This is a genomic window from Candidatus Flexicrinis affinis (genome assembly GCA_016716525.1).
GTDB lineage: Bacteria > Chloroflexota > Anaerolineae > Aggregatilineales > Phototrophicaceae > Flexicrinis > Flexicrinis affinis.
In genome coordinates this window covers 282,258-308,721 of record JADJWE010000002.1, presented here as the reverse complement: position 1 = coordinate 308,721, position 26,464 = coordinate 282,258, and the positions used below count along the sequence as shown (strand labels likewise).

23 protein-coding genes are annotated in these 26,464 nt (G+C 58.1%); 13 read left to right on the top strand and 10 right to left on the bottom strand.

The genetic code is table 11. The features are described 5' to 3' along the window. Positions 1 to 2: 2 nt before the first annotated feature. The 7 genes from IPM16_10505 to IPM16_10475 all read right to left on the bottom strand — a co-directional run bounded on the left by IPM16_10505 (position 3) and on the right by IPM16_10475 (position 7,288). Positions 3 to 884 (bottom strand): replication-relaxation family protein, encoded by an 882-nt coding sequence (locus IPM16_10505; protein ID MBK9123532.1) that lies wholly within the window; start codon positions 882 to 884, stop codon positions 3 to 5. Beyond that, complete coding sequence (locus tag IPM16_10500) at positions 881 to 3,508, bottom strand: type IV secretion system DNA-binding domain-containing protein (protein ID MBK9123531.1); 2,628 nt, start codon at positions 3,506 to 3,508, stop codon at positions 881 to 883. Before IPM16_10500 ends, IPM16_10505 begins: the two co-directional genes overlap by 4 nt. A 998-nt stretch (positions 3,509 to 4,506) precedes the next feature. Beyond that, on the bottom strand, positions 4,507 to 4,830 hold the full coding sequence (locus IPM16_10495) for a hypothetical protein (protein MBK9123530.1): 324 nt from the start codon (positions 4,828 to 4,830) through the stop codon (positions 4,507 to 4,509). Next, the gene (locus IPM16_10490; GenBank protein MBK9123529.1) at positions 4,823 to 5,587 is read right to left on the bottom strand and encodes a ParA family protein; all 765 of its coding nucleotides are present in this window, start codon (positions 5,585 to 5,587) and stop codon (positions 4,823 to 4,825) included. The genes IPM16_10495 and IPM16_10490 overlap by 8 nt, the downstream gene beginning before the upstream one ends. 4 nt (positions 5,588 to 5,591) lie before the next feature. After that, on the bottom strand, positions 5,592 to 5,756 hold the full coding sequence (locus tag IPM16_10485) for a hypothetical protein (protein MBK9123528.1): 165 nt from the start codon (positions 5,754 to 5,756) through the stop codon (positions 5,592 to 5,594). Between the two features lie 112 nt (positions 5,757 to 5,868). Then, positions 5,869 to 6,219: a hypothetical protein gene (locus IPM16_10480; protein ID MBK9123527.1), complete on the bottom strand. Its 351-nt coding sequence runs from the start codon at positions 6,217 to 6,219 to the stop codon at positions 5,869 to 5,871. A 610-nt stretch (positions 6,220 to 6,829) separates the two neighbouring features. Then, on the bottom strand, positions 6,830 to 7,288 hold the full coding sequence (locus IPM16_10475; protein ID MBK9123526.1) for a hypothetical protein: 459 nt from the start codon (positions 7,286 to 7,288) through the stop codon (positions 6,830 to 6,832). Positions 7,289 to 7,495: 207 nt separating this feature from the next. Here IPM16_10475 and IPM16_10470 point away from each other — a divergent pair, with 207 nt between their 5' ends. The 5 genes from IPM16_10470 to IPM16_10450 all read left to right on the top strand — a co-directional run bounded on the left by IPM16_10470 (position 7,496) and on the right by IPM16_10450 (position 13,659). Then, on the top strand, positions 7,496 to 8,470 hold the full coding sequence (locus IPM16_10470) for a hypothetical protein (GenBank protein MBK9123525.1): 975 nt from the start codon (positions 7,496 to 7,498) through the stop codon (positions 8,468 to 8,470). Positions 8,471 to 8,473: 3 nt separating this feature from the next. Further along, positions 8,474 to 11,098, top strand: coding sequence for a hypothetical protein (locus IPM16_10465; GenBank protein MBK9123524.1), 2,625 nt, complete (start codon positions 8,474 to 8,476; stop codon positions 11,096 to 11,098). 1 nt (position 11,099) lies between these two features. Continuing rightward, the gene (locus IPM16_10460) at positions 11,100 to 11,609 is read left to right on the top strand and encodes a hypothetical protein (protein ID MBK9123523.1); all 510 of its coding nucleotides are present in this window, start codon (positions 11,100 to 11,102) and stop codon (positions 11,607 to 11,609) included. A 42-nt stretch (positions 11,610 to 11,651) separates the two neighbouring features. After that, the gene (locus tag IPM16_10455; protein ID MBK9123522.1) at positions 11,652 to 12,611 is read left to right on the top strand and encodes a hypothetical protein; all 960 of its coding nucleotides are present in this window, start codon (positions 11,652 to 11,654) and stop codon (positions 12,609 to 12,611) included. A gap of 334 nt (positions 12,612 to 12,945) precedes the next feature. Beyond that, positions 12,946 to 13,659: an SH3 domain-containing protein gene (locus tag IPM16_10450; GenBank protein ID MBK9123521.1), complete on the top strand. Its 714-nt coding sequence runs from the start codon at positions 12,946 to 12,948 to the stop codon at positions 13,657 to 13,659. A 398-nt stretch (positions 13,660 to 14,057) separates the two neighbouring features. Here the strand turns inward: IPM16_10450 and IPM16_10445 are convergent, their stop codons facing one another. Genes IPM16_10445 through IPM16_10435 form a run of 3 tightly spaced genes read right to left on the bottom strand, consistent with a single transcriptional unit; the run spans position 14,058 to position 18,456 of the window. Beyond that, on the bottom strand, positions 14,058 to 15,983 hold the full coding sequence (locus IPM16_10445; GenBank protein MBK9123520.1) for a hypothetical protein: 1,926 nt from the start codon (positions 15,981 to 15,983) through the stop codon (positions 14,058 to 14,060). Beyond that, a complete protein-coding gene (locus IPM16_10440) occupies positions 15,980 to 16,966 on the bottom strand; it encodes a tagatose 1,6-diphosphate aldolase (GenBank protein ID MBK9123519.1) in 987 nt (328 codons plus the stop codon). Before IPM16_10440 ends, IPM16_10445 begins: the two co-directional genes overlap by 4 nt. Beyond that, complete coding sequence (locus tag IPM16_10435) at positions 16,948 to 18,456, bottom strand: aldehyde dehydrogenase family protein (protein ID MBK9123518.1); 1,509 nt, start codon at positions 18,454 to 18,456, stop codon at positions 16,948 to 16,950. The genes IPM16_10440 and IPM16_10435 overlap by 19 nt, the downstream gene beginning before the upstream one ends. Positions 18,457 to 18,657: 201 nt before the next feature. Between IPM16_10435 and IPM16_10430 the strand changes: the two genes are divergently transcribed. From IPM16_10430 to IPM16_10395, 8 genes are all read left to right on the top strand, one after another. After that, a complete protein-coding gene (locus IPM16_10430) occupies positions 18,658 to 19,359 on the top strand; it encodes a GntR family transcriptional regulator (protein MBK9123517.1) in 702 nt (233 codons plus the stop codon). Then, positions 19,356 to 20,555: a thiolase domain-containing protein gene (locus tag IPM16_10425; GenBank protein MBK9123516.1), complete on the top strand. Its 1,200-nt coding sequence runs from the start codon at positions 19,356 to 19,358 to the stop codon at positions 20,553 to 20,555. The genes IPM16_10430 and IPM16_10425 overlap by 4 nt, the downstream gene beginning before the upstream one ends. A gap of 1 nt (position 20,556) precedes the next feature. After that, positions 20,557 to 21,072, top strand: a complete 516-nt coding sequence (locus IPM16_10420; GenBank protein ID MBK9123515.1) for a Zn-ribbon domain-containing OB-fold protein — start codon at positions 20,557 to 20,559, stop codon at positions 21,070 to 21,072. After that, positions 21,069 to 22,079, top strand: coding sequence for a dihydroxyacetone kinase subunit DhaK (locus IPM16_10415; GenBank protein ID MBK9123514.1), 1,011 nt, complete (start codon positions 21,069 to 21,071; stop codon positions 22,077 to 22,079). Before IPM16_10420 ends, IPM16_10415 begins: the two co-directional genes overlap by 4 nt. 12 nt (positions 22,080 to 22,091) lie before the next feature. Next, complete coding sequence (gene dhaL, locus IPM16_10410) at positions 22,092 to 22,718, top strand: dihydroxyacetone kinase subunit L (GenBank protein MBK9123513.1); 627 nt, start codon at positions 22,092 to 22,094, stop codon at positions 22,716 to 22,718. Then, positions 22,711 to 24,159 carry a hypothetical protein gene (locus tag IPM16_10405; GenBank protein ID MBK9123512.1) on the top strand — a complete coding sequence of 483 codons (1,449 nt, stop codon included), beginning with the start codon at positions 22,711 to 22,713 and terminating at the stop codon, positions 24,157 to 24,159. Before dhaL ends, IPM16_10405 begins: the two co-directional genes overlap by 8 nt. 88 nt (positions 24,160 to 24,247) lie before the next feature. Continuing rightward, entirely contained in the window at positions 24,248 to 25,492 is a 1,245-nt protein-coding gene (locus IPM16_10400; protein MBK9123511.1) for an ABC transporter substrate-binding protein, read from the top strand. 90 nt (positions 25,493 to 25,582) lie between these two features. After that, positions 25,583 to 26,458 carry an ABC transporter permease subunit gene (locus tag IPM16_10395; protein ID MBK9123510.1) on the top strand — a complete coding sequence of 292 codons (876 nt, stop codon included), beginning with the start codon at positions 25,583 to 25,585 and terminating at the stop codon, positions 26,456 to 26,458. The last annotated feature ends 6 nt before the right edge of the window (positions 26,459 to 26,464 follow it).

Here is a 26,464-nt window from a genome sequence, read left to right as displayed (position 1 = left end):
GATCAGCTGATCAGAGCTTGCTTCTCGCTGTCTCCCAGCTGTTCCCAGATCGGTGCGGAGAGGACTGATTCAGGCGTTGCTAGCGACATCGTGGTGAACCAGTATTTGCGGTCGCCACCGACATCGGTCACGACATGCTTGAGACTCGCAAGGCGTTGGGGTGAAGTGGTCACGACGAGAATACGCAGGCTACGGGCCTGGAATCGCTGCTGATACAGCTCGCCAGCGGTATACGCCTCGTAGACGGCAAACTGTGGCTTGAGCCGTGCGCGCGGTTCGACGCCGCGATCGAGCTCCAGGAAGAATCGGGTTCGACCGCGCGGTGTCACCAGACAGAAGTACGCATCCGGGTAGACAGGCTTCCTGGTTACCCGGTTCCCAGCGCCTCGAATCTCGACGTAGTCGGGACTTGCGCGAAAGCTGAACTCGTCCAGCCACTCCTCAATGTGAAATCCGTTGTGAACGGCAGCCACCGAAACCGCCGTCCGAAAGTCGTTGATCGCCAGCGTGTGCTCGATGAACTTCCACGCGTAGACACCGCGCTTCGGCCGATATACGTCGCGCGGGTCGGTGTCAGTGTCTCGAGCGACGATGACGGCACCGCGCTCGCCTAGCGTGTAGAGTGTTTGGCTGCCAGTCGGCGCGGCGCCGACAACGGAAAGAAACTGGCGTTCGAGGTATTCATGCTGGAACAATCGCTGAAGGCGATACTGTGCTGTTGACCGTGAATTGAAGAACAGGTTCTCAAGCTGCTGGGTTGTCATCACGCGGAAGTCTGCGACGGTCTTGAGCAGGGCGATATCTCGCTCGGTCAGCGCCATTGGTGGGCGCTTCTCCGGCTCGGCTCGCACGTGGCGAGGCAGGTAGGTCCGTTTGTCGCTCATTCGTAGTCGGTCAATCCGTCATTGGTCGTTTTCTTCGCCGGCGGCTTGCGCTTGCCAGGCGTTCTCTTCTTCGAGTCCACTTCCGTCTCATCGGCTTCCGCATAGCGCTTGTTCAGCCATGCCCGGATCGCCTTGCGTGGCAGAATCCCATCGAAAGGCGGCGCACTTGCACTTGTCACGGGAAACCCCGTTGGTTTCGGCTCAGGGTTAGTCCTGGCAACAAAGGCCGGCAGCGTGCGGCCGTCTGCGCGGGTCTTGACTGCCATGTGGTGCGCGCCCAAGTTCAGGAGCTGCGTGCGAGGTACGTCCGGCTCCGTCACTGGCGCAAGTGTCGGAATGTCCTTGTCACCGATCTCGAAAATGAACTGATGGCCAACGTTGCCTAAGATGCTCTCCAGCGTTCCAGGCGACATCTGACCGAGATACTGGTTGGCGAGTGTGACCGAAAGGCCGAACTTGCGGGCCTGAGACAGAATGTCGTCCACAGGGGACGTTACGAACTTCTCCAGCTCATCGACGTACAGGTAGAAGCGGGGCGGCTCGCCACCATCCTGATAGCCGATGCTTTCGGATGCGAGGAAGAAACTTGACATCAGGATTGCGCCCAGCGCACCCACCTCGCTCTTGATCGCGTCTCCAGACAAGTTGATCAGAACGATCTTCTTCTTGCGGATAAAGTCGGCAATATCGAGCGTGTTCGGGTGACACGTCATCAGCTCCAATTGCTGGTTGCCCAAGAACGCGCTCGTGCGGTTGAGAATGGGACGTGCCAGCTCGCGATGCTCGGCTTCGCTCTGTTTGCCGAAGCGTTTCCAGAACTGAAGTGTCGCAAAGGAAGTATCGTCGTTATCCTCCATCGCCGCGGTGAGCTTCTTGCGATAGGCGATGTCGGAGAAGAGCCGCTCGATGTCGAGCGGTGTTGCGTCCGGGTCGGTCAGCAGCGCGGACAACACGTTCCGCATGGTGATGTCCATCTGTCCTTCGCGCCAGATGCTTTCGTAGATCTTCCGCATCGTCCAGTAGATCATGGTAAATGCGGTCTCGCGTGATGCACCCTTCGGGACGCGCAGCGGATTGAGGGGCATCGGCGCCTCAGCGCTGCTTCCTAGTAACAACACCAAGTCATCGTGCCGATCCTCCGGAATACTGCGCGCCAAAATGGCGTCTGTCAGTTGACCGTGCGGGTCAATGAGCGCGACCCCGTGACCGGCCGCAATGTCCTGATGAATGAGGTTGTGCATGAGCGTGGTCTTGCCCATGCCGGTTTTCCCTGTGATGTAGTGATGATACGATCGGTCTTTCGGGGCAATGCTGATTGGATGTGGTTTACCCGGACCGACCGTCATGCCGATCGTGATCTTGCCCGCCTCCGCCGTGGTCACCGCTTCAGGCACAGCTGCCGTCGCCCAGGCGATACGTGTTGCGGCAAAGTTCTCATGAGGCAGATGCCACAACCCTGCCATCTCTTGGGGGCACAACACCATCAAGAGCTGTCGCCACTCGTCATGTTTCGTCTGCACAAAGCCGGTGAGCATTCCTTCGAACCAGGGTAGTCCGGCATGTTCGCTCGATGGAACAACGCGGCGAAGTGCTTCGGCTCCCTTGACCTGGACCTGGTTGTGTTGTGGCAGCGCGAATTGGCCGAGGTCGTGTGCGAACGCCGCCAGTTCGTTAAGGCGGCGCTCTTCGCGGCTCTCAAGCGTGACAGCGAGGAAGCAGTGATACAGCGGTCCTGCGAGCTTAGTGTTCAGCTTGGTCTTGTCCATGCCGCTGAACGGATCGTTTGTCTTGTACAAGCCGGAGAGCGGCTTGACGATCCCTTCGACAAGGCGTTTCGTGCTGCGATCGACAGCTTCATCGCTGGCCACGAACACGAGCAGCTGAAGCTTCACGCGCTCTTCGAGGTCAGCACGTAGGAGATTCATGCGGCTTGTCAGCGTCAACAGCGGGTCGCCGTCTTTGAGGTCCGCGAGATACGGGATCGGCGCGGGATACTCATTGGCCAATCCAAATGTGATGAGCTGGCGGTAGAAGGGATATTGCCGCTCTATCTCGTGCAACGGATCACCGACCGTGACGACCGCGCTCGGCACATTCGTCTTGATGGTATCGATGATCGTTGACGGACTGTAGTTACCTTCGTAATCCACAATCTGCCAGGTCAGCGACTTGCCATCGGCGACGATCTCATACGAGAGGCGTGGACAGATTCCAGCCAGTGTCTGAATCAAGCCAAGACTTGCCGCTTCCGAAAACGGGCCTTTCGCAACGGATACGGAATACGTTGCGGGCTTGCCGTTGATCCGAGGAAAGGCGAATGTTTCGCCCGTATCGTGTTTGACCAGCTGCGGCCGGTCGCCGGGATCCCAAGATACTTGTGGACGCGTGAGGTTGGTGATGTCGATCTTGGGAAGTTTAGCGTTCGACCAATCGATACCCATACTGCCGAGCAGACCCTCGACGCGCCCGATGTGCCGCGGCACGTCCGGTGCAACGGGCCGGTACCGCTCCGGTTTCAGGCGCAGAGCCTTGGCAAGCGTGGCCAGTGCCGATCCAGTCAGGACCAATGCCCAACCGACGAACTCACCGTACACGTAGTCGTCATCGTAGTAGCGGCGCGGCACAGTATTGATCTCCCCACTCGAAGATTTCGTGACATCGTATCACGGATTTTATCCATCAGAACCACATCAGTTTTCAGAATGCGGTTTCTGAAACCGTACCCAAATCGACAGGCATCGAGCTTGGATAGGTATGAGTTTTCGCTTGGGTTGTTTGTTTTCGGAGTCACGAATTTCGTCGCGTCGACACCATATAAGCGCGGCCGGAATGCGCGCGATCGAGCACATATTCGCCGTCCCCGCGTCGGGCGTAGCCCGACTGCGACGGATTACAGCGTGTGAGGCGCAGCGTGCCGAGCCGCGGCCGCCACCATCAAGCCCGGTACGGGCACCAGATGGTGGCGGGGAAACCGTCGCAGTCGGGATTTGGCGGACGGTTCACCAGGCCGACAAAGACCGACGCGGGGTCGTCCGACGACGGGGGCTGCAATGACACGACGTGCGAAGGGGATGGCGCTTCAGAGCCAGCCGCAAGCCGTGTGCAGGCAGTCTCTGTGAGGAGGGCGACAAAATTCGCACACACCAGCGCAACCGCACAGGGTTGATACAGTCTGAGACCGTTGTCCTGCTGCGGGCTTTGATTTGGGGGTTGTAGCGGGGTTTCCGTGTTATTCGTTTGAGGCTAACCCCGTGCTCGGCGACCAATGGCAGGCGGGGATTCAACACTTTGATTTGCTGGCGCAAATCCGTAATTTTCAATTTCTGAGCCTTAGTTGCGATGCGTGTCCAGAAATCTGAAATCGTGTCGAACTTGAAAGCGGCGCTTCGGCAATCTCCGGCTATTCTTTTTTCTCTAGCAGCGACCGGCTTTCCAGCGTTCCGTTCGGGCTTCCCCTAGGCGATAGCACCTGCCACGGTACCGTTCGCATCTCATACTGACTGGAAAGGCTTCTGAAGATATCCTGACACATGGCCGATTGGGGCGTCAAGAGGCGCCGAAGGCGTTCGAACGAACACACGAACGGATCATCGTTCGAACGGTCGTTCGTTCGTTCGATCGTTCACTCGGTCGACTGCAACGCACGGTCCAGGAGCTCTCGCATGACTTCCCCTTTTGTCATGCGTTTTCCCTTCTGACGGCGACGGAAGACGAGTTCATCGATTGCTGCCACCTGATCGTCGTAGATGTCGAAGCTGTAACGATGGTAGGGACGCGACGGCGTGTGAATCTGTACCTCAGGCGATGGATCGTTCGGTCGTTCGACCGGTCGTTCGTTCGAACGATCAACTGAACGCTCACCGACTTGCTGCTGGACGAGACGCACGGCCTGCGGTTGATCCGTGCGGGTGAACAGTGGACTGTCAGCCAGGCCAGACTTACTCATGGGTGATGACCTCCTTTGCGAGCGCACGATAGGCTTGGGCACCCACACTGCGGGGGGAATGCTGGAAGATCGCGGTGTGATGGGAGTGCGCCTCTTCAAGCGCGACATTCTTCGGGATGACCGACTTGAATACCGTGGTTCCAAAGAACTCGCGCAGCTGCTTCTCGACGTCACGCGAGACGTTGGTGTGATCTGCAAACGTGCAGAGGACCCCGAGGATGTCCAGCTTGGGGTTGAGATTGGTCTGACGCACCATCGAGATCGTTTCCTGAAGCTGTACCAGACCGGTCAAGGCGAAGAACGCGGTCGAAACCGGGATGATCAGCCGGTCACTGGCGACGAGTGCGTTGATGGCCAACAAGCCCAGCGACGGCGCGTTGTCGATCAGGATGTAGTCGAACTGGCCTCGGATCGCGTCTACGGCTTGCCTAAGGCGCGCACTGCGATTATCGAGCGCTTGTGCAAGTTCGAGGTCGACGCCTGAAAGTCGAATATGTGAGGGAGCCAAGGACAGATTCGGGATCGCTGTGGGCCGCACGATGGAGGCGAGCGGAGCGAACTTCACGATGACACTGTACAGCGTGCGTTCAAGTTCGAGCTCATGCTCGGGATGCGTGAATACGCGCGATGCGTTCGCTTGCGGATCGGCGTCGATGAGCAGTACGCGGCAGCCGTGCTCGGCCAGACCGGCTGCAAGATTGATGGCCGTCGTCGTCTTCGCGACCCCACCTTTTTGGTTGACGATTGAAATGACCATAGTTCTAGCTGGACCGACGCACGTACTCGGTCACGATCAGCCTCAGCAGCGCCGATAGCGCCACGTTACGTGCGACAGCCAAGTTCTCCAGTTCGCGCTTCAAGTGCGCGGGTACCAGAAACTTGACCTGCTTTTCATTCGGTTGTCGTGTGCGTTGGGTTTGGGACATAGGTGGTACCGAATTGGTACCGAGTCCATCACAGCATACCCGACCGGTCGCTGTCAATAGGCAGGAGTGGGCAGGGTAGGGGTTCGAACCATGGCACGTGAAGTGCCCTGAGTCAGTCCAGCAGCATCTTCGCCAGGTCCTGGATTGTCGCGATGAAACTGTCATCCTGATTGTTTAGCCGTCGCCAGCGCATCCAGAAGTCAATGACGCTGCCTCCGCCGCAGCCGGCAAAGCAGTGCCAGAAGTTGTGCTTGATGTTCACGCCAAAGCTGTAGACGTGATCGTCGTGGAATGGACACAAGCCGCGTCCGGCTGCGTCCAGATCGACATAATGACTTACGAAGTCGCGGACCGATATCCGGTTCTTGATGCGTTCGGATGGCGTATTTCCCACTGGCGCGGTCGATAGAGCCTCGAATGACTTCGACGGACGCACGAATTCGGCGCGGGGTGCATCCTTCATGACCTGCTCGACGAACGCGATCGGGACGCGTTTGGGACTAGAGAGGATCTCCGCATGGTCTCGCACTGTAGTAGCGATTGGCTCGCCTTCCGAGTCGACGAACGGGTACCGCTGGCCCGTTACGCGATGGACACCTAGCGGCAGGCGCATTAGCGAACCCGGTCCTGTGAGCAATCGATCCTGCTTCGGGTAGATTTCCACGCCTCCGATCTCGTGCCGGCGTAGTACTTCGCGTGCGAATCGCCGCGCCTTTTCGCCGGAAATCGAGTACTCGAAGAAGAACCACAGATGTCCGCCGCGCCGTGACGACTCGCGGTAGGTTGCGACGCCTTCGCTGCCGAGTGAGCTAGCCATTGCCGTCACCCTTGACCACGTTTCATCGTCGTCTACATCGAGGCATAGCCATCGGGCGTGACTTCGCCGGTCGAGCGCATACGCACCCAATGTGATCAGGCCAGCGAAGTGTGCAGACATGATTTGCGGCAGCAGCGGATTGGCGACCGAGCGGTAGCTTCCATCTGCTTTCTGGATTGGGTAGCAGTCTCGCCGCGAGACGAACGTTCGCGCGAACGCTTCGATCTGCTGCGGATCGAATTCGCTCGACCGCAGTCTATCGGGTGCCTCTTTCGTCATGGGTGGTGTACAGGCGCTTCCTGACGGGGAGATTCGACATGCGGATTGCCTCGCGCAGTCCAACGGCTCGGCGATATGCTTGCAGATCAAAGATGAGGGCGCTTTGTTGAGGCGCTGAAACGTCTGCTGCGGATTCCTTACCGAACATCGGAGCGGTGAGCCGTTCGGCTTCGCGCATCAGGTCGCGCTCGACTTCTTCGAGTGTACGGGTGTCTTCTGCTTCGAGGACTAGCGGCGCGATCGTCGCCCGTTCCTTCCAGTCGTCATACGCCGGCTTGAGCCGGGGCCGCGTTCCGACGATCTCGGCCGCCCGAAACATCTGCATCTGCTGCGGCGCTGTACGGTCGCGATCTCTCCGCTTCTGATGATCGCTGCGGGTATCGGCGAGTTCGCCGGTGAACAGGTCGATTTGAAGCGGGACTTCGGGTGATGCCATACCCGCATCGTAGCAAACTGGTCAGCGAAGTCAATCGGACTGGTAATAGTACAAGGCGACACACATTCTTCTCACAAGATTCACACCGTTGGGTGACTTTTGCAGACTACTTGGACATACGGTGACCTGTACCCGGAATGTTGAGTTGGGGGACTCTAGTCGACTATGGTATTCTCTAGAAAATTGACTTACTAGGGGACGTGAGTAATGTCTAAAGAAGTACGCCCGGGTCTCTCAGTTGACGAACTTGTTGCCAATCATATTGAAAAGACGCAGATTACAGATGATGCTCATGACCGAATTAACCTGGGTCTTCTGGGTTTCCCGCGCTCGGGAAAGACCGTTTCACTTCTTACTCTCGATCGAGCGATGTTGAACTCCAGATGGAAGTTCCTTCCCGCGAATTACGCGACCCTTGACCTTATTGAACCCCTCCAAAAAGATCTTTATGAGAACGGAATCCTGCCGCCGGCTACGCCAACGTACTTAGAGCTTGCATTTGACGTATCAACCTATGGTAGTACTTTGGGCTTTGTGGAAGGCATCTATCCCCCCATGAGATTGCAGGTATTTGACGCACCTGGCGGAGATTCAATGCCGGGTGGCGCTAACGATGCATTCACTAGTAAGACGATAGACTACATCGGCAGGTGCACAGGAATCATGTTTCTGATCGATCCGGATGAGACTTGGACGAGAGCTGAGGAAGTGACTGGTGGTCAGGATCTCGAAGGAGAGCGCCAAGGAAAATACTACACAATTATCAATTCCATCTTCAATCGAATTGAGATCCAGCGCAAGAGTGAAAAGGGCGCGACGCCAACTAAGGTCTATATTGCGTTCTGCCTGACAAAAATGGACAAGTATGGTCTACAACAAGTAGACGTGAAGGCATTTGCCAAGAAGATTATTGGCACCTTCGCGATTCGCCGTATTGAACAATTTTGCAGGACAAACCCACATATCAGTGAGCGTTGGTTCTCAACTAGTGCGATTGGTGTAATGCGAAATCACGATAGAAGACTAGTCTCAAGACTTGATACAGATACAGGCCGAGTCATCGATCCCCACAAGATTGAGCCCTACGGGATCCGCGATGCTCTTGAGTGGCTGTTGAACTCGGCCAGCGAAGACCGTGGACGCAAACCACTCTGGTCGCGTTTACTGGGTCGCCTAAGGTAGCTGATGGAAACGAGTGGCAAGCACATTCACGTGCCTTACTTCGAGATCGGTCCGATACTGAAGCAATCAGGGGATCGAGTATCTGCCGAGGTTACCGGAATTACTGCTATCTCAAGGAACATGGAGATCACGAAGGCGGAATTGGCACGCAGGTTCTTGCTAGAGTCTGATGATGGCGGGCTTACCAAGGCATCACCTCATACCTGCTTCGCCTTGCGAGCGATAAATGATTCGTATGTCTTGCTTCAGTCCGCGCTTGGCGAAGTGTACGACAACGAAGGGAGATCTTATCCTCTTCTGCGTAGGTGCTATTGGATTTCGTCAGAGACCTTTGAACAACTCTCGGGCTACCCAACGCTTCTGATCCGAAGTGAACTTCAAGGTGTCGCTCCATTGCGACAGCGCACATCCCGTCCATCCGTCCCTGTGGAGGATGCCGTTCTGGACGTAAGTGAAGGACTCACGAAGATATCGGAAATTGCAGGTCGTGTGTTTACCGAGCGGCCCGTCGAGTCGATTACGTTATTCGCGAAGCTAGTGGAAAAGGGCTACGCACAAATCATAGGTACAGACGATCTTCAGACTCGGCTGGACTACATTGATACGGTATACGCCTTGTTTCCCCCACCATATCGCAAGTTGCTCTCGTTCGCGACGTCTACTACCAAGCCTCAAAGCCGGCATCGCACACGCTTGTCGTTTGTAGACGGCGGGTCCGTCGTCGCAGAATACAAGATCCAACTTGTGCCCGAGGCAAAGCTCAACACACAGCCTCAAGGGTTGAACTATGTGCTCTGGCTAGACAGAAAGACGAATCGTGAGGAGGGTGGCAATCTTCGTACCGTCGTCGAGCGTCTGCATCTTCCCTCGGAGGACGTGTCTGAGCTAGAGCGCGTAGGTGAATTTCTGGACGTGATTGCCGAGTTTGCTGATGTTCAACCCAGGTTGGAAAGCGTTGTCTCTGACGCTCGCTTGCCTGTCAATGCGCAGGAAATCGGTTCCTCGGTGCGCTTCAAGAGGTTTTTATCGCCACAAGATCGATTCAAGATATTACGCAAGGAGATCTCCGCGGTTTACGCGGGATCGAGCGAAAACTCATATGGGAATTCAAACCCGGACTTGCAGCTGCTGTCCTTGCTTGAAGGCAATAGGGACTTATTTCGAAGTGAATTTGGCGCGTCAATTCACAACACTGTTCTGGAAGTGCTGACAGGAAGTCTCCTCGAATTCTCCGATCCAACAACAGTTACGAGGCGAATCGAGGTTATCGCAGACCTAGCGATCTCGCCGTCGAAATCGTTTGTTCAGCAACTTATTCTCCATCTTGTTGAGAGAGCCGTAAGGGAACAATCGGTACATGTTGGTATGGCACACATTGTTGAGATGTTTAGTAGGTCAAACATACTGCCGAGACACATGGACGAGCATACCCACAGACTCTTGCTTGACATATGCATGACCACGACAGATCGTGCCAAAGCGTTGTTTGCTGCGATGGCGAGTGCCAAGCTGACCGTTCAAGAGGTTGCACGCTTGTCGTGGCTCTGGCGTAACAACGTTGCACCAAGCCGCCCACAGAAGGTCTTGACAAACCTGGTTTCCGGGGCGCGCTCAGATGTTTACACTGGTGGAGGTGATCTGCTATATGAGTCGTTTGAGTGGATGGGGAAACACTACAACTGGCTGATTTGGGTTGCGGATCTCGCCTGCCAACAAAGCAACTTCTACATCGCTGGACGCGATTCGATTAGGCTGGTATTTAGGGGTGACCCTACGACGGAACCCGTAGCTAACTGTTGGCTCGACAAACTTGAAAAAGAGCCCAGTCTAGTTCGTAGTCTCTCCGTGAGTGCGCTTGACGCGATATACCGTGTTGCGGCCGAACGGCGCAATGTGAAGTTGGCCACGACTGTCGTATGGGTCAATTATTCCAATGCACTTCAATCTACGGGACTGACGTTTGAGCACTTCTCGTTAGGGTCGCCAAGTTTGAAGTCCGTACGCGAGTTGATCGCCGATTTTCGTACAGAGAAGTCGGAAATCGTGGGAACCGCTAGGGCGTTGTCGCTTGGAACACCGCAGTTGCCCAGGATGCTTTTCCTCAAGGAATTGCTTGATGCCTTCGGATCAGAGGGCACTGAAATCGCTGGTGAACTATTGCGCCTTATTCCGGTCTTGGGAGGCAACGTCTACTTCTATGCCCCGATTCTCAAAACAGTAGTGTCGTATGGTGATCAACGAGATTTCCTTCCATTCTTCATGCCAGTGTTAGATACGTACCTGCAAACTGCCGTGCGGTTCCTGGCAAATGGTGACCACAGAGTAATTGACGGACTGAGCGAGCTGGCCGACGCAATTGGCCGGCGTGATCCTGACGGACTATACTCTCAATTCGAGGATATGCTTCGCAGCAAGTGTGCTACTGAATTCAGGAATCTGAGTCTCGACGCGCAACACAGCGTAGTCCAAGTACTTTCTCGTGGCAGATTGTCACCAGATTTGGTAAGAATTGCTGAATCGGTCTATGCCTGGAACTGGAACCAGGTGAGCGGTAATCAGAGTAGCGAAAACGAGGAAAACAGTCGAAACCGCAATCGACGTCGTCGATTCTGGGGTAGGAGTACGTGAAATGAACGAAATAGTAGGTGAAGTTCTGAGATTTATTCTGTCCTTAGTTCTCTCGATTTTTCCATACCTCGTAATTATCGCGATACTAGTTATCAACCACTATCAGATTCGGCGGAACATCTCGGGTGAAAGCACGTCACGTATGCGAGGCTGGATCGCGTTCTACGGGGCGTTTATCCCAGCAAGCATCGCCTTTGTCATGCTCCAAACTGGAGCACTTCGCTTTGTTCCGGATACGCTCGATTTCGTGTCGATACCTCTGGTACTGCTTGTTGGAGGCGTCGTCGGGTTTGCGTCTCTACTGGTGGTGCGCATGTTGGTATCAAGTAATCTGCTTGTTTGGTATGTGTTTTTCACAAATGCGGCTGCCCTCGTGACGGCAATCGTATACGTCTACCTGACTGATCTCCGAGAGATATTCGTGTATATGACCCTTGGTTTTACGCTAGGCGTAATAATGTACGTAGTTGGTCTGGGATCGCCATACGGCGCGGACGCTAGCGAAGAGTAACCGCAGCGGGGAGGGTTTAAGGATGGCCACAAATACTATCCGATGAAGACCTGGACCAACACGCTCGTTGCGCTCTGCTTCCTCGCGGCAATCTTGACTGGGGCTGTCGCGGCACTGCGGGTTTTCGAGAAAGTGATTATAAGAGGGATTGTTGTCGACGATATCGACAGCATGGCTACAGCAACAACAGCAACGCTTGGAATCAGCATAAATGGATCGATGATTGGGCTTATTACAACTTCGGCCGATCTTGGAGAGGCCAAGGAGTTCGAATTTCGAGTTGCGAATAGTTTTGGATTCGCGAACGACTTTCCAGGGGAGAGCATAGTCGTTGATGTCGGACGCGTACACATGCCGGAACCAGTGACAGTCGTGGTGAACAATGTGATCGTGACTGTCGATCCAGCGGCCACGCCAGGGACCGATCTCGTGGTGCCCCCTCATCCAATCACCACCAACGCTGGGCTAGTTGTGACGTCGGGAGCACTTCTTGTGTCGTCGCTACTAATGCACTTCGCAATTACTCCCAGACTACGTCCAAGCCCGCGCAACAAGATGCCTCGTTCTAGTTCAGTACCCAAGGAGCCGGTCGCAATGGAGAGCATATTCTTGCCTGAAGGCATAAAGTTCTTGATCCGGGTTGGTGACTTTGCAATGAAGCGATTGAAGAAGACCTGGAAAGCTCAATCAAGAGTAGAAGTCCAGGCAGCGCCACTCGACTTGAATGACCGACGTTTGGTTACTGACCGAGCCCCTGGCACCCTGCAAGCCGTTGAAGCCGACAGACGGTCGAAACTCCTTAGGCGGATGGAGCAGCTCCAGAAGGATCTCGACGTTCTTGAACTCCAGTTTGATGCGCTGGATCGTGCTGTCGGTGGAGGAAAGGTGATTGCCATACACGAGCCTGTTCAGAGGGATGAGCTCGAGACAAGACAAAACGCCTTGCTTGACAATATCAAAAAGGTGGCTGCCGACCTCGGTTTCGATCTGTCGGAAGGATAGAGGAACCCGTGAGGGAAGTTGAAACATGGTTGGACTGTTCGCGCGCCGCGATGTCCAGTGCAGGTACCATCTGGGTGAGCCAAAGCCAATAATTCCCAGTGGTTCTCATTTCTGTCCCTACTGTCGTCGGCATCGGTTCCTGCGCTTGAAGCCCTATCAGATGATAGTCCTGCTTCTAGTTTCTCCGTTCCTATACCAAGTTTCGTCGGGTTTTGTTAGCGCGTTACATAGGGCACAGGCTACTCAGGTAGACACGCAGACCGCAGCACCAGCAGCGACTATACTCGTTGCCGATGCCGCAAGCCCTGCCCCGACCCAAGCAACGGCGCATACCTTGCAAGCGGTCATTTCACCCACTCTTCAGGTCGCTTCAGTTGTTACAGGCACCATGCCTCCACAACCAACGAGAACCAATACGTATTCTCCTACACGGGCGTCACGGCCCACTGCAAGTGCCACAAGTGCAGCGACAGAGACAAACCCACCGAGCAATGTCTACTCGACTTATGTATCCGGGACTGTTCGAGCAGCACGACTTAACGTTCGAAGAACGGCTAATCCCAGCAGCTACATAGTTTTTCGCTTATCTGAAGGTGAGACCGTGCGGCTCATCGCGAAGAACTCTAGCGGAACATGGTTTCAAGTTGATGTTGGGGTTATCGGTTGGGTTAGTGCGGATTGGATACAACCGAATCAGGACACAAGTCGCCTGAGAGTTGTCTCAGGCAGCGAACCTCTTCCCGTCTCACAAGTGCGGCTGCGGTTCAGCTGCTCAGGAGCATACGGTCCGCACTTCAAAATTGGCGATCGTTATGTCGTGCCTGTCGGCGATGGCCCCACAAGCGTTTGGACAGACCCAAATGGCCCTCCCAGAGTTACGCGAGTACCAGAGCGTTCCGAGGGGATAATTCTTGGCGGTCCGATATGCACAGGCGGGCAACGAGGAAACCTAGTATGGTGGTACGTTCGGACGGATTCCGGACACCAGGGTTATGTTAGTGAGGGTTATCCCGACAGCAGAGTACCGTGGATTGAACCTACATCCTAGTCCCACGTGATAAGCAGTGTTCCAGTTTCAGCAGTTACCGTTGCTATTTTACATTTCTGGTTCTGTCTACGTGATCCTTTCGCACAATCTGCCAGACACGCTGAGGCGAAATCCCGAACTCGCGCGCGAGGTCGGACAGTCCTTCGCCAGCAGCATGGCGCTCGATGAGCTGGGCGTTGCGGTCCGGCTTCGGGACGTTGTGTGCAGGATTCTGAAACACGAAACCCGCGTAGAGGCGGGTGATAATCGTGCGAATTGCGTCTTCAAGAGAGTGTAAAGCAGTGACCCCAACGGGACTTCAGCCCGGAATACGCTGCATGCACGCCGCATGAGACGCGCAGTCGAGCGAATGCTGAAACAGCTCTACCCCAAACGTTGAGCGCCGAAAAGGCAATAAGCTAGTCGGATGAAATCTCGACCATCATCACACAATGGGCTGGAACGCGCAGCGTCGCGTCGCTTGCCGTCCACATCCCGCGTTCGAGCATGACGGCTCTAGGGTCGTCCTCGGAGTTCGTCGCCTGTGGCGAGGAGCCGCAGACCCATGTGATCGGCGATGGAGCTTTCCGCGTGACTCCTGCAATCGTCAGCTCGAGCTCGTCCTCGGGATCACGGTTGACAATGCTCACGTAGATGTTTCCGCTGACGGGGTCGCGGGTGGCTGCCGCATCCATGAGCGGCACGGCGTCGAACGGGGGCAGATTCCCCGCGCCGGGCGTGGCAGTCGATGGTGCCGTGACGTCGCAGCGGATACTCTGCGATCCCCTATGGTGCGTGAACAGCTCGAGCACAAGCGACGACGGCGTCTTCCAGATCTGTGACGGCGTTACGCGGTAATTGCCCATTACGTTGATGAGGTTAAACACGGCGGACATCACGATCCGGTCCGCTCGCTGGAGGCATGCGTTCATGAGTGCGCCGACATACAGTGCGTCCGCCATGTCGTACTCCTCGAAGAAGTCGGGGGCCTTGCCGGCGACGTAGGTGTTCCACTCGTCGAAGGCGAGCGGCACAGGCGGGGCGCTGTGCGCGGCGATGATTTCGATAGTCCGGTCTAGCATGAGGGTCATTTCGTGCGCGGACGCGACCTTAGGCCAATACAGCGTATCTGCTGGTGGGGGTTCGGTCCAAAGCTCGGTGCGAATCGAATAGTAGTGCACGCTAAGAGCATCCATCGCGTGACTAGCACCCTGCAGGACTAATTCGTTCCAATGGCCATAGAGATCGATTGGGACGCCGACGCCGATGAGCCGCAGGTCGGGATCGACTGCGCGCATTGCCGCTGCGAACTCGAGGAAGCGGAGCGCGTACGTCTCGGCATCACAGTGACCGACCTGCCAGTTGCCAAACTGCTCGTTGCCGACAAACCACGTCTTCACGCCATAAGGCTCGGGATGACCATGCGCGGCGCGCACCGCCCCCCAACGCGTTGTCGCGTCCCCGTTGCAGTATTCGACCCACGCTGCGGCCTCGTCTGCCGTGCCGTCTCCCATGTTGATCGTGAGGATCGGTTCAGTGCCGATCAGCCGGCACAACTGGATGAACTCATCGGTGCCGACGTCGTGCGGTTCCCAGGTGTTCCAGGCAGGATCGAAATAGGGGGAGCGCCGGTCGCGGTCGCCAAGGCCGGCCTGCCAATGATACGCCGAGGCAAAGTTGCCGCCCGGCCACCGCATGAAGGTCGGGCACCACTCCTTGATTGCGTCGATCACGTCGCGACGAAACCCGCGTATGTGATCCGCGGGGGTCAGCGAAGCGCACCCGATCCAGACCGATCCGGTTTCGATCGTGATGTGTAAGGCGCCGTCTGGATTCGCCAGTTGAGGCGTGAAATTCAGCACCGATGTCGTCCACTCCGGCCCCGCTATCAGGGTGTGACTCGAATTGTCCAGCCTGAAGGCAACCGGCTGATTCTCGCCTTTCAGCACGACGCGAAGCGTATAGGCGCGGCCCGTGTCGAGCCACAGGCCACGTTGCATGATGCCATGCGACTGTCCGTCAGGCCGGCGTATCGTGATCCGCTGCGCCTGCTCCCCGGTGTAGAAGGTCGTGTTGTCATGAACGAACAGGACGTCATGATACGACGGGTTGACCGCTTCCCACGGTTGTACGACACCGAAGCCCGGGTACTGATGGCTAAGCCCTTCGCTCAATCCGCGGTACATGCGGTCGTGGCCGGCGAACTTGCGGTTGCGCAGCATTTCGGCCCACACGCCGCCATAGACTGACCTGCCGATATGTTCGAGGTTAGCTCCATACAGGTGTGGGTGAACCGAGCCGATAATCTTGTTGGGCGCAATGTCGATGCGGGCCGCGTAACTCATCTTATGTCTCCGATGGTCTCGTATGTGCGGAACCAGTCAGGATGAGCATCCGGCGGCACCATGATCTGGGTAAATGGTCTTGAATGGCGATGTGCAATTTCAGCGAGTTCTTGGAGTCGGCGGCGCACGACCGTGTCGAGCTTCGCCTTTCGCGCTGACGGATCGGCTATGCCTGCGGCATCCCCCCAAACGGCACGACCTGCGATGAACCCGGATGCACCGCCGCGGCAGGCTGCCTCGACCTGTGCGACGAACACGTCGTATGGCACGCCGGCGCTGAGCAGCACCCACGGGATGGACACCGCGCCGCTCACCGCCTCGCACGCGGCCTGCCACTTGGCAGGATCGGCAGCGTCGGCTGCGGCAGGAAACTCCAGTTTCAGAACAGTAGCACCGCAAGCCTCGGTGCGACGTGCCGCCTCGACGACCCGTTCGCCAACCCGCGTCGGTTCGCCGCCCACGAGAATCGGTTCGGCATACAGGGGTATGTCATGACGTGCACACGCTCTAGCAGCGGCACAGACCGTTGCGTCCTGTTGTTCTGCGTAATCCGGATCGTCCGGGTCATAGTAGAAGAACAGTTTTACACCGTCGGCACCCATTCGCTTGATCTTGGCGACGTTCCAGTCCGGATCGATCCTCACGTGCCGTGGCAACGGCCTAAGGTCATAGTCGGCTGTTTCGAGCTCCATCAAGAGCCCGGTTTTGCCAAGCAGACCGCTTGCGACGACTTGCGAAGCCGACAACACCGGGTCAAGCAGTACGGCACTGCAGTCAGGCGCTAGCGCCTCGACGACATCCAATTTGAACGTCGTTAATTCGGACTGCTGGACACTCTCAGGGTCATGGGGATGCAATGCCCGCCGCAACGCCCCTTGATGATCGATCGCAAGGGCGGTCAGTACGCCATCCGCGGTCCATGACCGCTGCAGCGCTCGCCACGTACCCAGACTGGTCGGCGTTGTCATCCGTACGTCACCCACACGCTCTTCACCTCCGAGTACAAGGCCATCGCTTCTTCACCCATCTCGCGACCGTGTCCGCTCTGCTTGTAGCCGCCGAAGGGAGACGATGCCTCGGCATTGCCCCAGGTGTTGATCCACACCGTCCCCGCCTGGAGCCGAGCGGCGAAGTGATGCGCTTTGCGCAGATCGGTCGTCCAGAGCCCCGCTGCCAGGCCGTACTCGGAGGCATTCGCGCGCGCAAGAACCTCATCGGGATCGTCGAAAGGCACTGCGCACACCACAGGCCCAAAGATCTCTTCACGCATGATTGCCATCTCGTCGTGGGCGCCGACGAAGATCGTCGGCTCAACGAAGTATCCATCGCTGAGCGCCCCGTCAAATCGCCGGCCACCGGCAACGGCCTGTGCTCCGGCGCTGACTCCCTGATCGACGTAGTCCAAAACACGATCCAGCTGTTCGGCGCTTACGACCGGCCCAATCTCGGCCTGCTCGATCGCCATGCCGCGTCCAACCGTGATCGCGCGCGTCGCGTTTACGACACCGTCGACAACTTCCTCGAAGACGGCGCGTTCGACATACAGCCGCGATCCGGCCGTGCACGACTGGCCGTTGTTGCCGAAGATCGCCCACGTTGCCCCTGGGACCGCCTGTGAAAGGTCGGCGTCGGCGAAGACGATGTTGGGGCTTTTGCCCCCTAATTCCAACGACACACGCTTGAGGTTGCCGGTCGATGCGTGCAGGATTCGGCGTGCCACCTCGGTACTGCCTGTGAAGCCAACCTTGTCGACCCTCGAATGCTCGGTGAGTGCTGCGCCTGCTTCCTCACCGAGCCCGCTCACTACGTTGAAGACCCCCGGCGGAAAGCCTGCATCCGCGGCGAGCTGCCCCAGGTAAAGCGCGCTGAGCGAGGTTTGTTCGGCCGGCTTGAGGATGATGCAGTTGCCGGCGGCGAGGGCCGGGGCGAGCTTCCAGACCGCCATCAGCAAGGGGTAGTTCCACGGGACGATTAAGGCGCAGACGCCAATCGGCTCGCGTAAGGTGTAATTCAGCGTGTTGGGCTCATTGACCGGGATCGTCGCGCCCTGCACTTTGTTTGCCCATCCGGCAAAGTAGCGCAAGTGCTCAACCGCCAGCGGAACGTCGCTGGTCCGCGCAACTGACACCGGTTTGCCGTTGTCCAGCGAATCAAGCTGAGCAAGCACCTCGCTGTGGCGCTCGATCTGCTCGGCGAATCGCCACAGGATCTGACCACGTTCCGAGGGACTCAGAGACCAGCGCCAGGGCCCCCGGTCGAATGCGGCGCGCGCCGCCTGTACCGCATCGTCGATGTCGCTCCGTGTCCCGCGCGGGATGTCTCCAAGCGGTTTGCCAGTCGACGGATCGAAGGTGACGAATGTCTCGCCGGAGCTGGGCAGTACATACTGACCGTTGATGTATAGCCCCGGAACATGCTCTATGAACGCGCGTGTAGTCGGGTTGATAGGGGAGTAGCTCGCGTGCAAGAACATTCATTCTCCTCGTGAAGGTCGGCTGAATACCACGGAGTTGGCCTGGCGAGGCGCTCACTGCAGCGCCGATTGGTGTCTCGAATCGCAGATAATGAGGGCCAGTCAGTTGGTGTTTGACACGGATTGTATCGCGCGATACAGTAACTGACATCTGAAATTTCAGATTCTTAGATTTTCCACTGAAGACTGGGCCCTTCTTCGATGGCCGACGAAACGTCGCTCGATCAGATCCAATTGCCTTCCGTGGCGAGTCTTGTCTATGACGCAGTTCGGCGAGAGATCCTGCTTGGGCGCCTTGCCCAGAATGAACAGCTTAACCTGAGTAAGCTTGAACAGCAGTTGGGCGTCAGCCGGACTCCGCTGAAGATGGCCCTGTCTCGACTTGAAGAAGAGGGCCTTATCGAGATTAGTCCGAGGCGTGGCACATACGTCCGCGCCTTCAGCGAGCGGGACATTCGCGAGTGTTACGAACTGCGTATTGCACTCGAAGTCTACGCACTTAGGCATGTCTTTGAACCGCAGAACGCGGCGATTCTTGCTGAAATTACCGAGTTGTTCAGGCGTATGGACGGCTACTTCGATTCGCCCGAAACCTATGTTGACGACATTCCACCATTTGCGGACATGGATCGCAGCGTGCACGCCAAGATCGTTGAACTGGCTGGAAACACGCGCATGACACAGGTATATGAGCGCGCCAACGTTCAAGGGTACATCGCGCTTATGGGCTCTCGATTCGAGTATGCGGATACGCTCAAGACCGTTGGGGAACACCAGCGCATATTGCGCGCGCTTGAGGCACACGACCTTGATGAGGTACTTGAGGCCGGCCGTTTGCATCTTGTCCAAGCAGGCGAGCGCGCCGTGAGGCGCCTGGCCGCCAGGCAGGAGCGCGAGTCATGAGCCGCGTCCCTGTGATCGTCGGTGTGGGCATGACGGCGTTCAGCGCAAACCGAATCGACGCCAACGCACGCGAAATTGCGGTCGAGGCCGTCATGGCGTGCATGCAAGATGCTGGACTGAACGATCTACTCAGCGTGCAGCACGGCTTGATCAGTGTCGAGAGCGACCACTTCAATCGGCAGATGACGATCGGCGCCGTACTTCACGACCACCTCGGGCTCGTCCCGCTTCCCAACGTGCGGATCGAAGGCGGCGGGGCAACCGGGGCCCTGGCCCTGCGTACGGCATGGGCGTACATTCAGAGCGAGCTGTGCGACTCGATTCTCGTTACAGGAGTCGAACTCAACGGGCGCAGCGTGTCCTCGAAGACTGCCAATTTGCTGTTCGCGTTATCCGCCGACGCAGACTGGGAGATGATGGTTGGCGGCACCTACACGGGCTTTTACGCAGCCATGATGAATGCTCATATGCACCGCTACGGGACAACCGAAGAGCAGTTCGCGTACGTGGCTGCGCGCAACCGGCGCAACGCGCGTTTCAATCCGCTGGCACAGAAGCCGATGGACCTTACAGTGGAGCAAGTAATGGCCTCGCGCCCGATCGCCGCGCCATACAAGCTGCTCGACTGCAGCCTGCTGAGCGACGGTGCTGCTGCAATCCTGCTAGCGACCGAGGACTGGGCGCGGGCGCACAGCCCAACCTTCGAGACACGCCCGGTTGTGGCGTTCACTGCAACAGGATGTGCAAGTGACACTATGCGCCTCGGCGACCGCTGGCCGGAGATTACGCACTTTCGCGCAAAGCGTCTCGCGGCCGACCAGGCGTACAAAGCTGCTGGCATTACCATGCCAGTCGATCAGATCGATGTCGCCGAAGTCTATGACAGCTACAGCGGCGCCGAGCTGCAGGCGATGGAATCGCTCGGGTTCGTCGGCGAAGGCGAAGCAGGTGAGGCCATCACGGACGGCACGTTCGACCTCGGCGGTACACTGCCCGTTAACCCCAGCGGCGGCCTGCTTGGCCGTGGGGCGCCGGTCGGGGCTACAGGGATTGCGCAGGCTATCGAGATCGCGCTTCAACTGCGCGGCGAAGCCGACCCGCGCCGACAGGTCTCCGATGCGCAGCGTGGTCTCACCGACACACACGCAGGGATAGGCACGATCTGCGTTGTCAATATCTTCGAAAGGCGCAACTGACGTGACTGAGGTGACTAGCAAACGGGACGTGATCGCCATAGACAGCCCGTCAGGCGACCCGTGGTCCGAGTTTCGGCAGGTTGAACTGGTCGACTTGCACTTCGAACAGGATTACGTGCACTCGCTGGGCAAAGTGTCACGGTTCTTTCTCGAACTCGAGCAGGGCAGGCTGTTTGGCACCCGCTGCCCGGCATGTGCGCGCGTCTATCTGCCACCGCGGCCTACGTGCCCGGACTGTCAGCAGATTACGTCGTGGTACGAAATGCCGCTGACCGGAACCGTTAAGGCGTTCTCCATCATGCACTTTGGTAGTGCGGCCAACCCCGATGTCGAACGCTTAGGAACTCCGTATGTACTCGCGTACGTCCTCCACGATGGCGCTTCGACATTGATGCCGCACATCTTGAAGGCGGACCCGACTGCCGTCGAGATCGGCATGCCTGTACAGGTGGCATTTGCAGACGGGCCAGTCTCGCATCCCATCCACTTAATGTACTACGTTTACGTGGGGGCATGATGTCGGCCCGAAGCAAGAAACTCATCAACCGCCCGTCGGACATCCTCACCGAAATGCTGGAAGGGTTCGCGCTCGCGCATCCGGATATCGTACGGCTGACCGACAGCGGCCTGATCGTCCGCGCCAGGCCCAAGCAGCAGGGCAGGGTTGGTCTGGTCATTGGTAACGGGAGCGGCCACGAGCCGGCGATGATCGGCTTGGTTGGCGAGGGATTGTTCGACGTCAATGTGCCGGGCCCGATTTTCACGGCACCCGGACCCGATCGGATTGTCGAGGGTATCCGGCTTGCCAACCGGGGCGCGGGCGTACTGCTATGCGTGTCGCATCATGCTGGCGACCGTATGAATGCCGAAATCGCGCTCGACCTCTGTGCGGCAGAGGGCATCGGCAGCGTCGAAATGGTCCTGCTGTATGACGACGTTTCAAGCGCTCCTCGCGGGAGCGAACCCGAACGGCGCGGCACCGCCGGTCTCTTCTTCACGTGGAAGATGCTCGGTGCGTATGCTGAGACCGGAGCGTCCTTAAGTGAGGTCAAAGCGATGGCTGAGCGCATCCGGGACAACACCCGCACGCTCGCCGTAGCGCTCACGCCCGGCACCAACCCGGTCACCGGTCATGTTATGTTCGAGCTTCCTGAGGACGAGATCGAAGTCGGAATGGGTGTGCATGGCGAGGTCGGACGCGGCCGCAGCAAGCTCGTTTCGGCCGACGCGACGATCGACCTGATGCTGCCTCAGATCATCGAGGATCTGCCGTTTCGATCCGGCGACGAGGTGCTCGTCATGCTCAACAACAGCGGCAGCATGACCCAGATGGAGCTCTTCATCCTGTACCGCCAAGTCTCGCGTCGGCTGGGGGAACTCGGAATTGTCGTAGCGGGATCATGGATCGGGCCATACGCCACTACCCAGGAAATGGCCGGGTTCGCGTTGTCATTGTGTCGAGTCGACGACTCGCTCAAGCAGCTGTGGGCGGCGCCGGCGCACGGCGCGTACTGCCGGTTCTGAGGACAAACGGGTATGGATTGGGGATCGATGGTAAAGGCGCTTTCAGACGCAATTGGCGAACAGGCCGAGCGGCTCAACGCGCTTGACTCGACGCTCGGCGATGGCGACCACGGGACGAGCCTGGCGGCAGGTTTCACGGAAGCAGCCCGGCGTGTCGCTGCAATCGGTGACGTACCCCCTGCCGACGCTATGCGGATGATCGGATCGGCCCTGCTGAACGCGATGGGCGGGTCGTCTGGCGCGCTGTACGGTACGTTGTTTCTGCGGGCTGGGCACGCCGCCGGGGAAGCATTGGACAGTTCGGAGGCGTGGGCCGACGCGCTGCAGGCCGGGCTCGATGGAGTCAGGCAGCGGGGCGGCGCGCAGCGCGGTGACAAGACGATGGTCGATGCGCTTGAACCCGCAGTAGCAGCATTGGCAACCGCCGCCTCCAGCGGACAGCCCGTCGCGCAGGCGCTTGCGGAAGCCGCGATCGCCGCACGCGCTGGTGCAGAAGCGACAGCGGCGATGGTTGCGCGTCACGGCCGCGCCAAGTTTGTCGGCGAACGCGCCATTGGCCATGCCGACGCGGGCGCACAGTCGGTGGCGGTTGTATTCGATGCCCTTGCTCGCTGGTGGAAGGAAAACGCGCATGCTTGAACCAAAACATCGTTTACGCGTCGGTTTTGTCGGGCTGTCGATCAAGCCCTACTACTCGGTGGAGTATCAGCAGCGGGAACGTGCCATTGCCGGGCTTTCCCAGCTGGCGGCTGAGCTGCACTTCGATCTCTTTCCGGTTGCTGATGAGGTCAGCAGCGAAGACGATGCCAAGCGCGCCGCCGCATACTTCAAGGACCAGAACCTCGACTTCCTGCTGATTCAGAACAGTTCCTGCAGCATGGGTGAGCAACTCCTCCCGTTGGTCGACGTCGCGCCGCGGCTCGGGCTGTGGGCGACCCCCGATCCGGCCCTCGATGGCGAGATCCAGATCCACTCACTCGTTTCGATGAGCCAGTATGCCAGCATCCTGAAGCGGTACCTGCGCCACGAAGATCATCCGTACAAGTGGTTCTACGGCCACGTCGAGACGGAGGAGTTCCAACGCCGGTTCCGTGTGACCGTCAAGGCACTGACAGCCGTCAAGCACATCGAGAACACCCGGATCGGCTGGATTGGCGGTCTGTCACCCGGCTTCCACGACATGATCGTCGATGAACGCGTCCTGCGCACCCGTCTCGGCGTGGAGGTCGAATCGCTGGAGATGGCACAGTGGGTCGAGCGCGCCAAGAGCTATGATCCCGGCCGCGTGCAGGTCACTGCGGAAGCCATCCGGGGCGCGGCCACGTCCGTGAGTGTGCGGCAGCACGAACACTTCGACCGGGTGACGCGGCTGTATCTGGCGCTTCACGACCTGGCCGAAGAGCGCGGCTACGACGCGCTGGCCGTTCAGTGCTGGACGAAAGCGCAAGAGATGTACGATGTCGTGCCGTGTATGGCGTACAGTTGGATGGGCAGCGAGGATGGTGTCGCCGTCAGCTGCGAGGGGGACATACAGGGCGCATTGACGATGTATCTGCTCAATGTCCTGAGTGGAGTGCACGGTTCATCAACGCTGTTGGACATGACGGCGCTTGACCCGCAGACACAAGCTATGCTGATGTGGCACTGTGGAGTATCGCCGCGGCACTTCGCCAATGACGACGGAATCAAGTGGGTAGATCACGTGACGCTGGGCCGCAAGACTCCGATCAAGTATGGAGTCTCTGGCGACCAGTTGTTCGCGCCACAGCAGACCACTGTCAGCTACATCGGCGATGACGGTAGCAGCCTACTCGTGCTTGGCTCGCGAATTGTCGAAACGCCGCATAAGGGCTTCGACGGCACGCGCGGTTGGTTCGCCGAGTTCGAACTTAACAAGCAATCGATCGCGTTGATGGATCTCATCAATTCCCTGACAGTGCGCGGCCATGAGCACCACTTCGCTGTCTGTCAGGGTGACGTCACGAGCGAACTGATGGAGTTCGCGGCGTGGAAAAAGATGCGTTTGATCGAGAAGGTGCCTTATGTGGACTACCTTCAAATCGAGGGGGTGAACGTCTGAGAGCACGAGTTTGAACGAATAGCACACTGAGGACCCGATCTACCGTCAAAGGAGCATTTCAATGAAACCCCGTCTTCTGGTGATAAGCATGTTGGTCGTCGTCATGGCACTGTTGTCCGTGACGGCGTTGGCGCAAGACGACATGACGATGGATCCCCCGCCGGGATTTGAGAGCTGGGACGCCGTCCTTGAGGCCGCACGCGGCCAGACCGTCAACTGGTACCTGTGGGGCGGTTCGGACTCGATCAACAATTTTGTCGACACGTTCTACGGCGTGCCGCTGCTTGAGGAGTACGGCATTACCCTCAACCGCGTACCCCTGGCCGATACCGTGGACGCCGTCAATCAGGTTCTGAGCGAGTCCGAGGCCGGCGTCGCCGACGATGGCGGCACGATCGACCTGATCTGGATTAACGGCGAAAACTTCTTCACCTTGAAGCAGGCCGACTTGCTGTACGGCCCGTGGGCCGAGACGATCCCGAACTCGGCGCTCGTGGCGTGGGACAACCCCGCGGTCAGCCTCGACTTTGGCCGCGCGATTGAGGGTTACGAGAGCCCGTGGTCCAGCGCACAGTTCCACTTCATCTACGATACAGCCCGGATGGCAGAAGAGGACCTACCGCGCAGCTACGCCGACCTCACCGAGTGGATCATGGCGAACCCGGGTCGCTTCACGTACGTGGCTCCGGGGCCGGGCGCCTTCATTGGGACTCGCTTTGTCAAGCAGATCTTTTTCGAGTTGAGCGGTGGCCACGAGCAATGGGTCGGCGAGTTCAATCAGGAACTGTACGACGAGTGGGCTCCGCAGGTGTGGGAACTGCTCAACGCGTGGGAACCGTACCTGTGGCGCGAGGGCGCAACCTACGCGAGCGGTGAGGCCGAACTGCACGAACTGTTCGCGAACGGTGAAGTGGACTTCGACTTTACGCAGAGCCCGGCCGGCGCTGCCCCGTGGATCGACGCTGGACAGATCCCGACGACCTCGCAGGCGTTTACCTTCACTGACAACATGATCGGCGATTTCAACTACGTCGCGATCCCGTACAACGCGCCCAATAAGGCTGCTGCGCTGGTGCTCGCCGACCTGATCCTGCGCCCGGACAGACAGGCCGCGCAGGTCCAGCCGAGCAACGGATTCTGCTGCGGGTGGGGTATCGACACCAGTAGGGTCACCGATGAAGAAGGCCGCGCCGCGATCGAAGAAGCGCTTGCCAACCTCGGGAGCGCTGCTGCCTCGCCAGACGAACTGGCCGCCGCGCTGGTTGCTGACATCGCCGCCGAGTATCAGGCGCTGATCGAGGCCGACTGGGAAGCCAACGTCCTTCAAAGGTAACTACGCCATTCTCTGTTTAGCGCCCAGCGCCGCACCAGTATGGTGCGGCGCTGGGTCGGCACCATACACGCGACCAAGGAGCAGTCTATCGTGAATTGGCAGCGCTGGCGCATTCCGCTGATGCTCGCGCCGACCATGCTCATCATCATCGTGCTGTTTGTCGGCAGCCTCGGCTACAGTTTCTTGCAGAGCCTCGGCTATCAGCCGACCATTGGCAACTACACGTTGAGCCTCGACGCGTATGCCAACGTCATGTTTTCTGAGCGCTACGCACAGCAGTTCTGGCAAGGACTGGGCCTGACGGTATGGGTCGCGGCCGCAAGCACGTTCATCTCGGCGGCGCTGGCGATCGCATGTGCGCTTCTGCTCAGGCAGACTTTCGTGGGCAAACGCCTGTCGTCGTTCCTTTTCCAGCTCAACCTGCCCGTGCCTCATCTCGTCATCGCAATTGGCATGTTGTTTCTGTTTTCGCAGAGCGGGCTTGTATCGCGCGGGACGACCGCCATGGGCCTCATCGAACGCCCCAACCAGTTCCCGATCCTGGTCCGCGACCCCGGCGGCATCGGTATCATCCTCACGTACATCTGGAAGGAAGTCCCGTTCTTCGGAATCATCGTCCTGGCCATCTTGCAGTCGTTAGGCGAAGATTACGAGGATCTGGCCCGCAGCCTCGGCGCAAACCGTTGGCAGCGTTTTCGCTATGTCTTGCTGCCGCTGATCATGCCCGGCCTGCTGTCGGCGTCGATCATCGTGTTTGCGTTCGCCTTTGGCACCTATGAGATCCCAAAACTGCTCGGCGTCAGGTTCCCCGAGATGCTGCCCGTGATGGCGCTCGATTTCTTCCTCAATCCGGACCTCAATTCGCGGGCCGAAGGTATGGCTCTAAGTATGATCATCGCTCTCATCGTACTCGTGCTCGTGATCATCTACATGTCGATCAGCAACCGCGCCGTTCGGCGAGCCTAGGGAGGA

Coding starts and splice junctions, on each gene's coding strand:
- IPM16_10505 (MBK9123532.1), bottom strand. CDS start 884: ATGAGCGACAAACGGACCTACCTGCCTCGCCACGTGCGAGCCGAGCCG.
- IPM16_10495 (MBK9123530.1), bottom strand. CDS start 4,830: ATGAGTAAGTCTGGCCTGGCTGACAGTCCACTGTTCACCCGCACGGAT.
- IPM16_10490 (MBK9123529.1), bottom strand. CDS start 5,587: ATGGTCATTTCAATCGTCAACCAAAAAGGTGGGGTCGCGAAGACGACG.
- IPM16_10485 (MBK9123528.1), bottom strand. CDS start 5,756: ATGTCCCAAACCCAACGCACACGACAACCGAATGAAAAGCAGGTCAAG.
- IPM16_10480 (MBK9123527.1), bottom strand. CDS start 6,219: ATGAAGGATGCACCCCGCGCCGAATTCGTGCGTCCGTCGAAGTCATTC.
- IPM16_10475 (MBK9123526.1), bottom strand. CDS start 7,288: ATGGCATCACCCGAAGTCCCGCTTCAAATCGACCTGTTCACCGGCGAA.
- IPM16_10470 (MBK9123525.1), top strand. CDS start 7,496: ATGTCTAAAGAAGTACGCCCGGGTCTCTCAGTTGACGAACTTGTTGCC.
- IPM16_10465 (MBK9123524.1), top strand. CDS start 8,474: ATGGAAACGAGTGGCAAGCACATTCACGTGCCTTACTTCGAGATCGGT.
- IPM16_10460 (MBK9123523.1), top strand. CDS start 11,100: ATGAACGAAATAGTAGGTGAAGTTCTGAGATTTATTCTGTCCTTAGTT.
- IPM16_10455 (MBK9123522.1), top strand. CDS start 11,652: ATGAAGACCTGGACCAACACGCTCGTTGCGCTCTGCTTCCTCGCGGCA.
- IPM16_10445 (MBK9123520.1), bottom strand. CDS start 15,983: ATGAGTTACGCGGCCCGCATCGACATTGCGCCCAACAAGATTATCGGC.
- IPM16_10435 (MBK9123518.1), bottom strand. CDS start 18,456: ATGTTCTTGCACGCGAGCTACTCCCCTATCAACCCGACTACACGCGCG.
- IPM16_10430 (MBK9123517.1), top strand. CDS start 18,658: ATGGCCGACGAAACGTCGCTCGATCAGATCCAATTGCCTTCCGTGGCG.
- IPM16_10425 (MBK9123516.1), top strand. CDS start 19,356: ATGAGCCGCGTCCCTGTGATCGTCGGTGTGGGCATGACGGCGTTCAGC.
- IPM16_10415 (MBK9123514.1), top strand. CDS start 21,069: ATGATGTCGGCCCGAAGCAAGAAACTCATCAACCGCCCGTCGGACATC.
- dhaL (MBK9123513.1), top strand. CDS start 22,092: ATGGATTGGGGATCGATGGTAAAGGCGCTTTCAGACGCAATTGGCGAA.
- IPM16_10405 (MBK9123512.1), top strand. CDS start 22,711: ATGCTTGAACCAAAACATCGTTTACGCGTCGGTTTTGTCGGGCTGTCG.
- IPM16_10400 (MBK9123511.1), top strand. CDS start 24,248: ATGTTGGTCGTCGTCATGGCACTGTTGTCCGTGACGGCGTTGGCGCAA.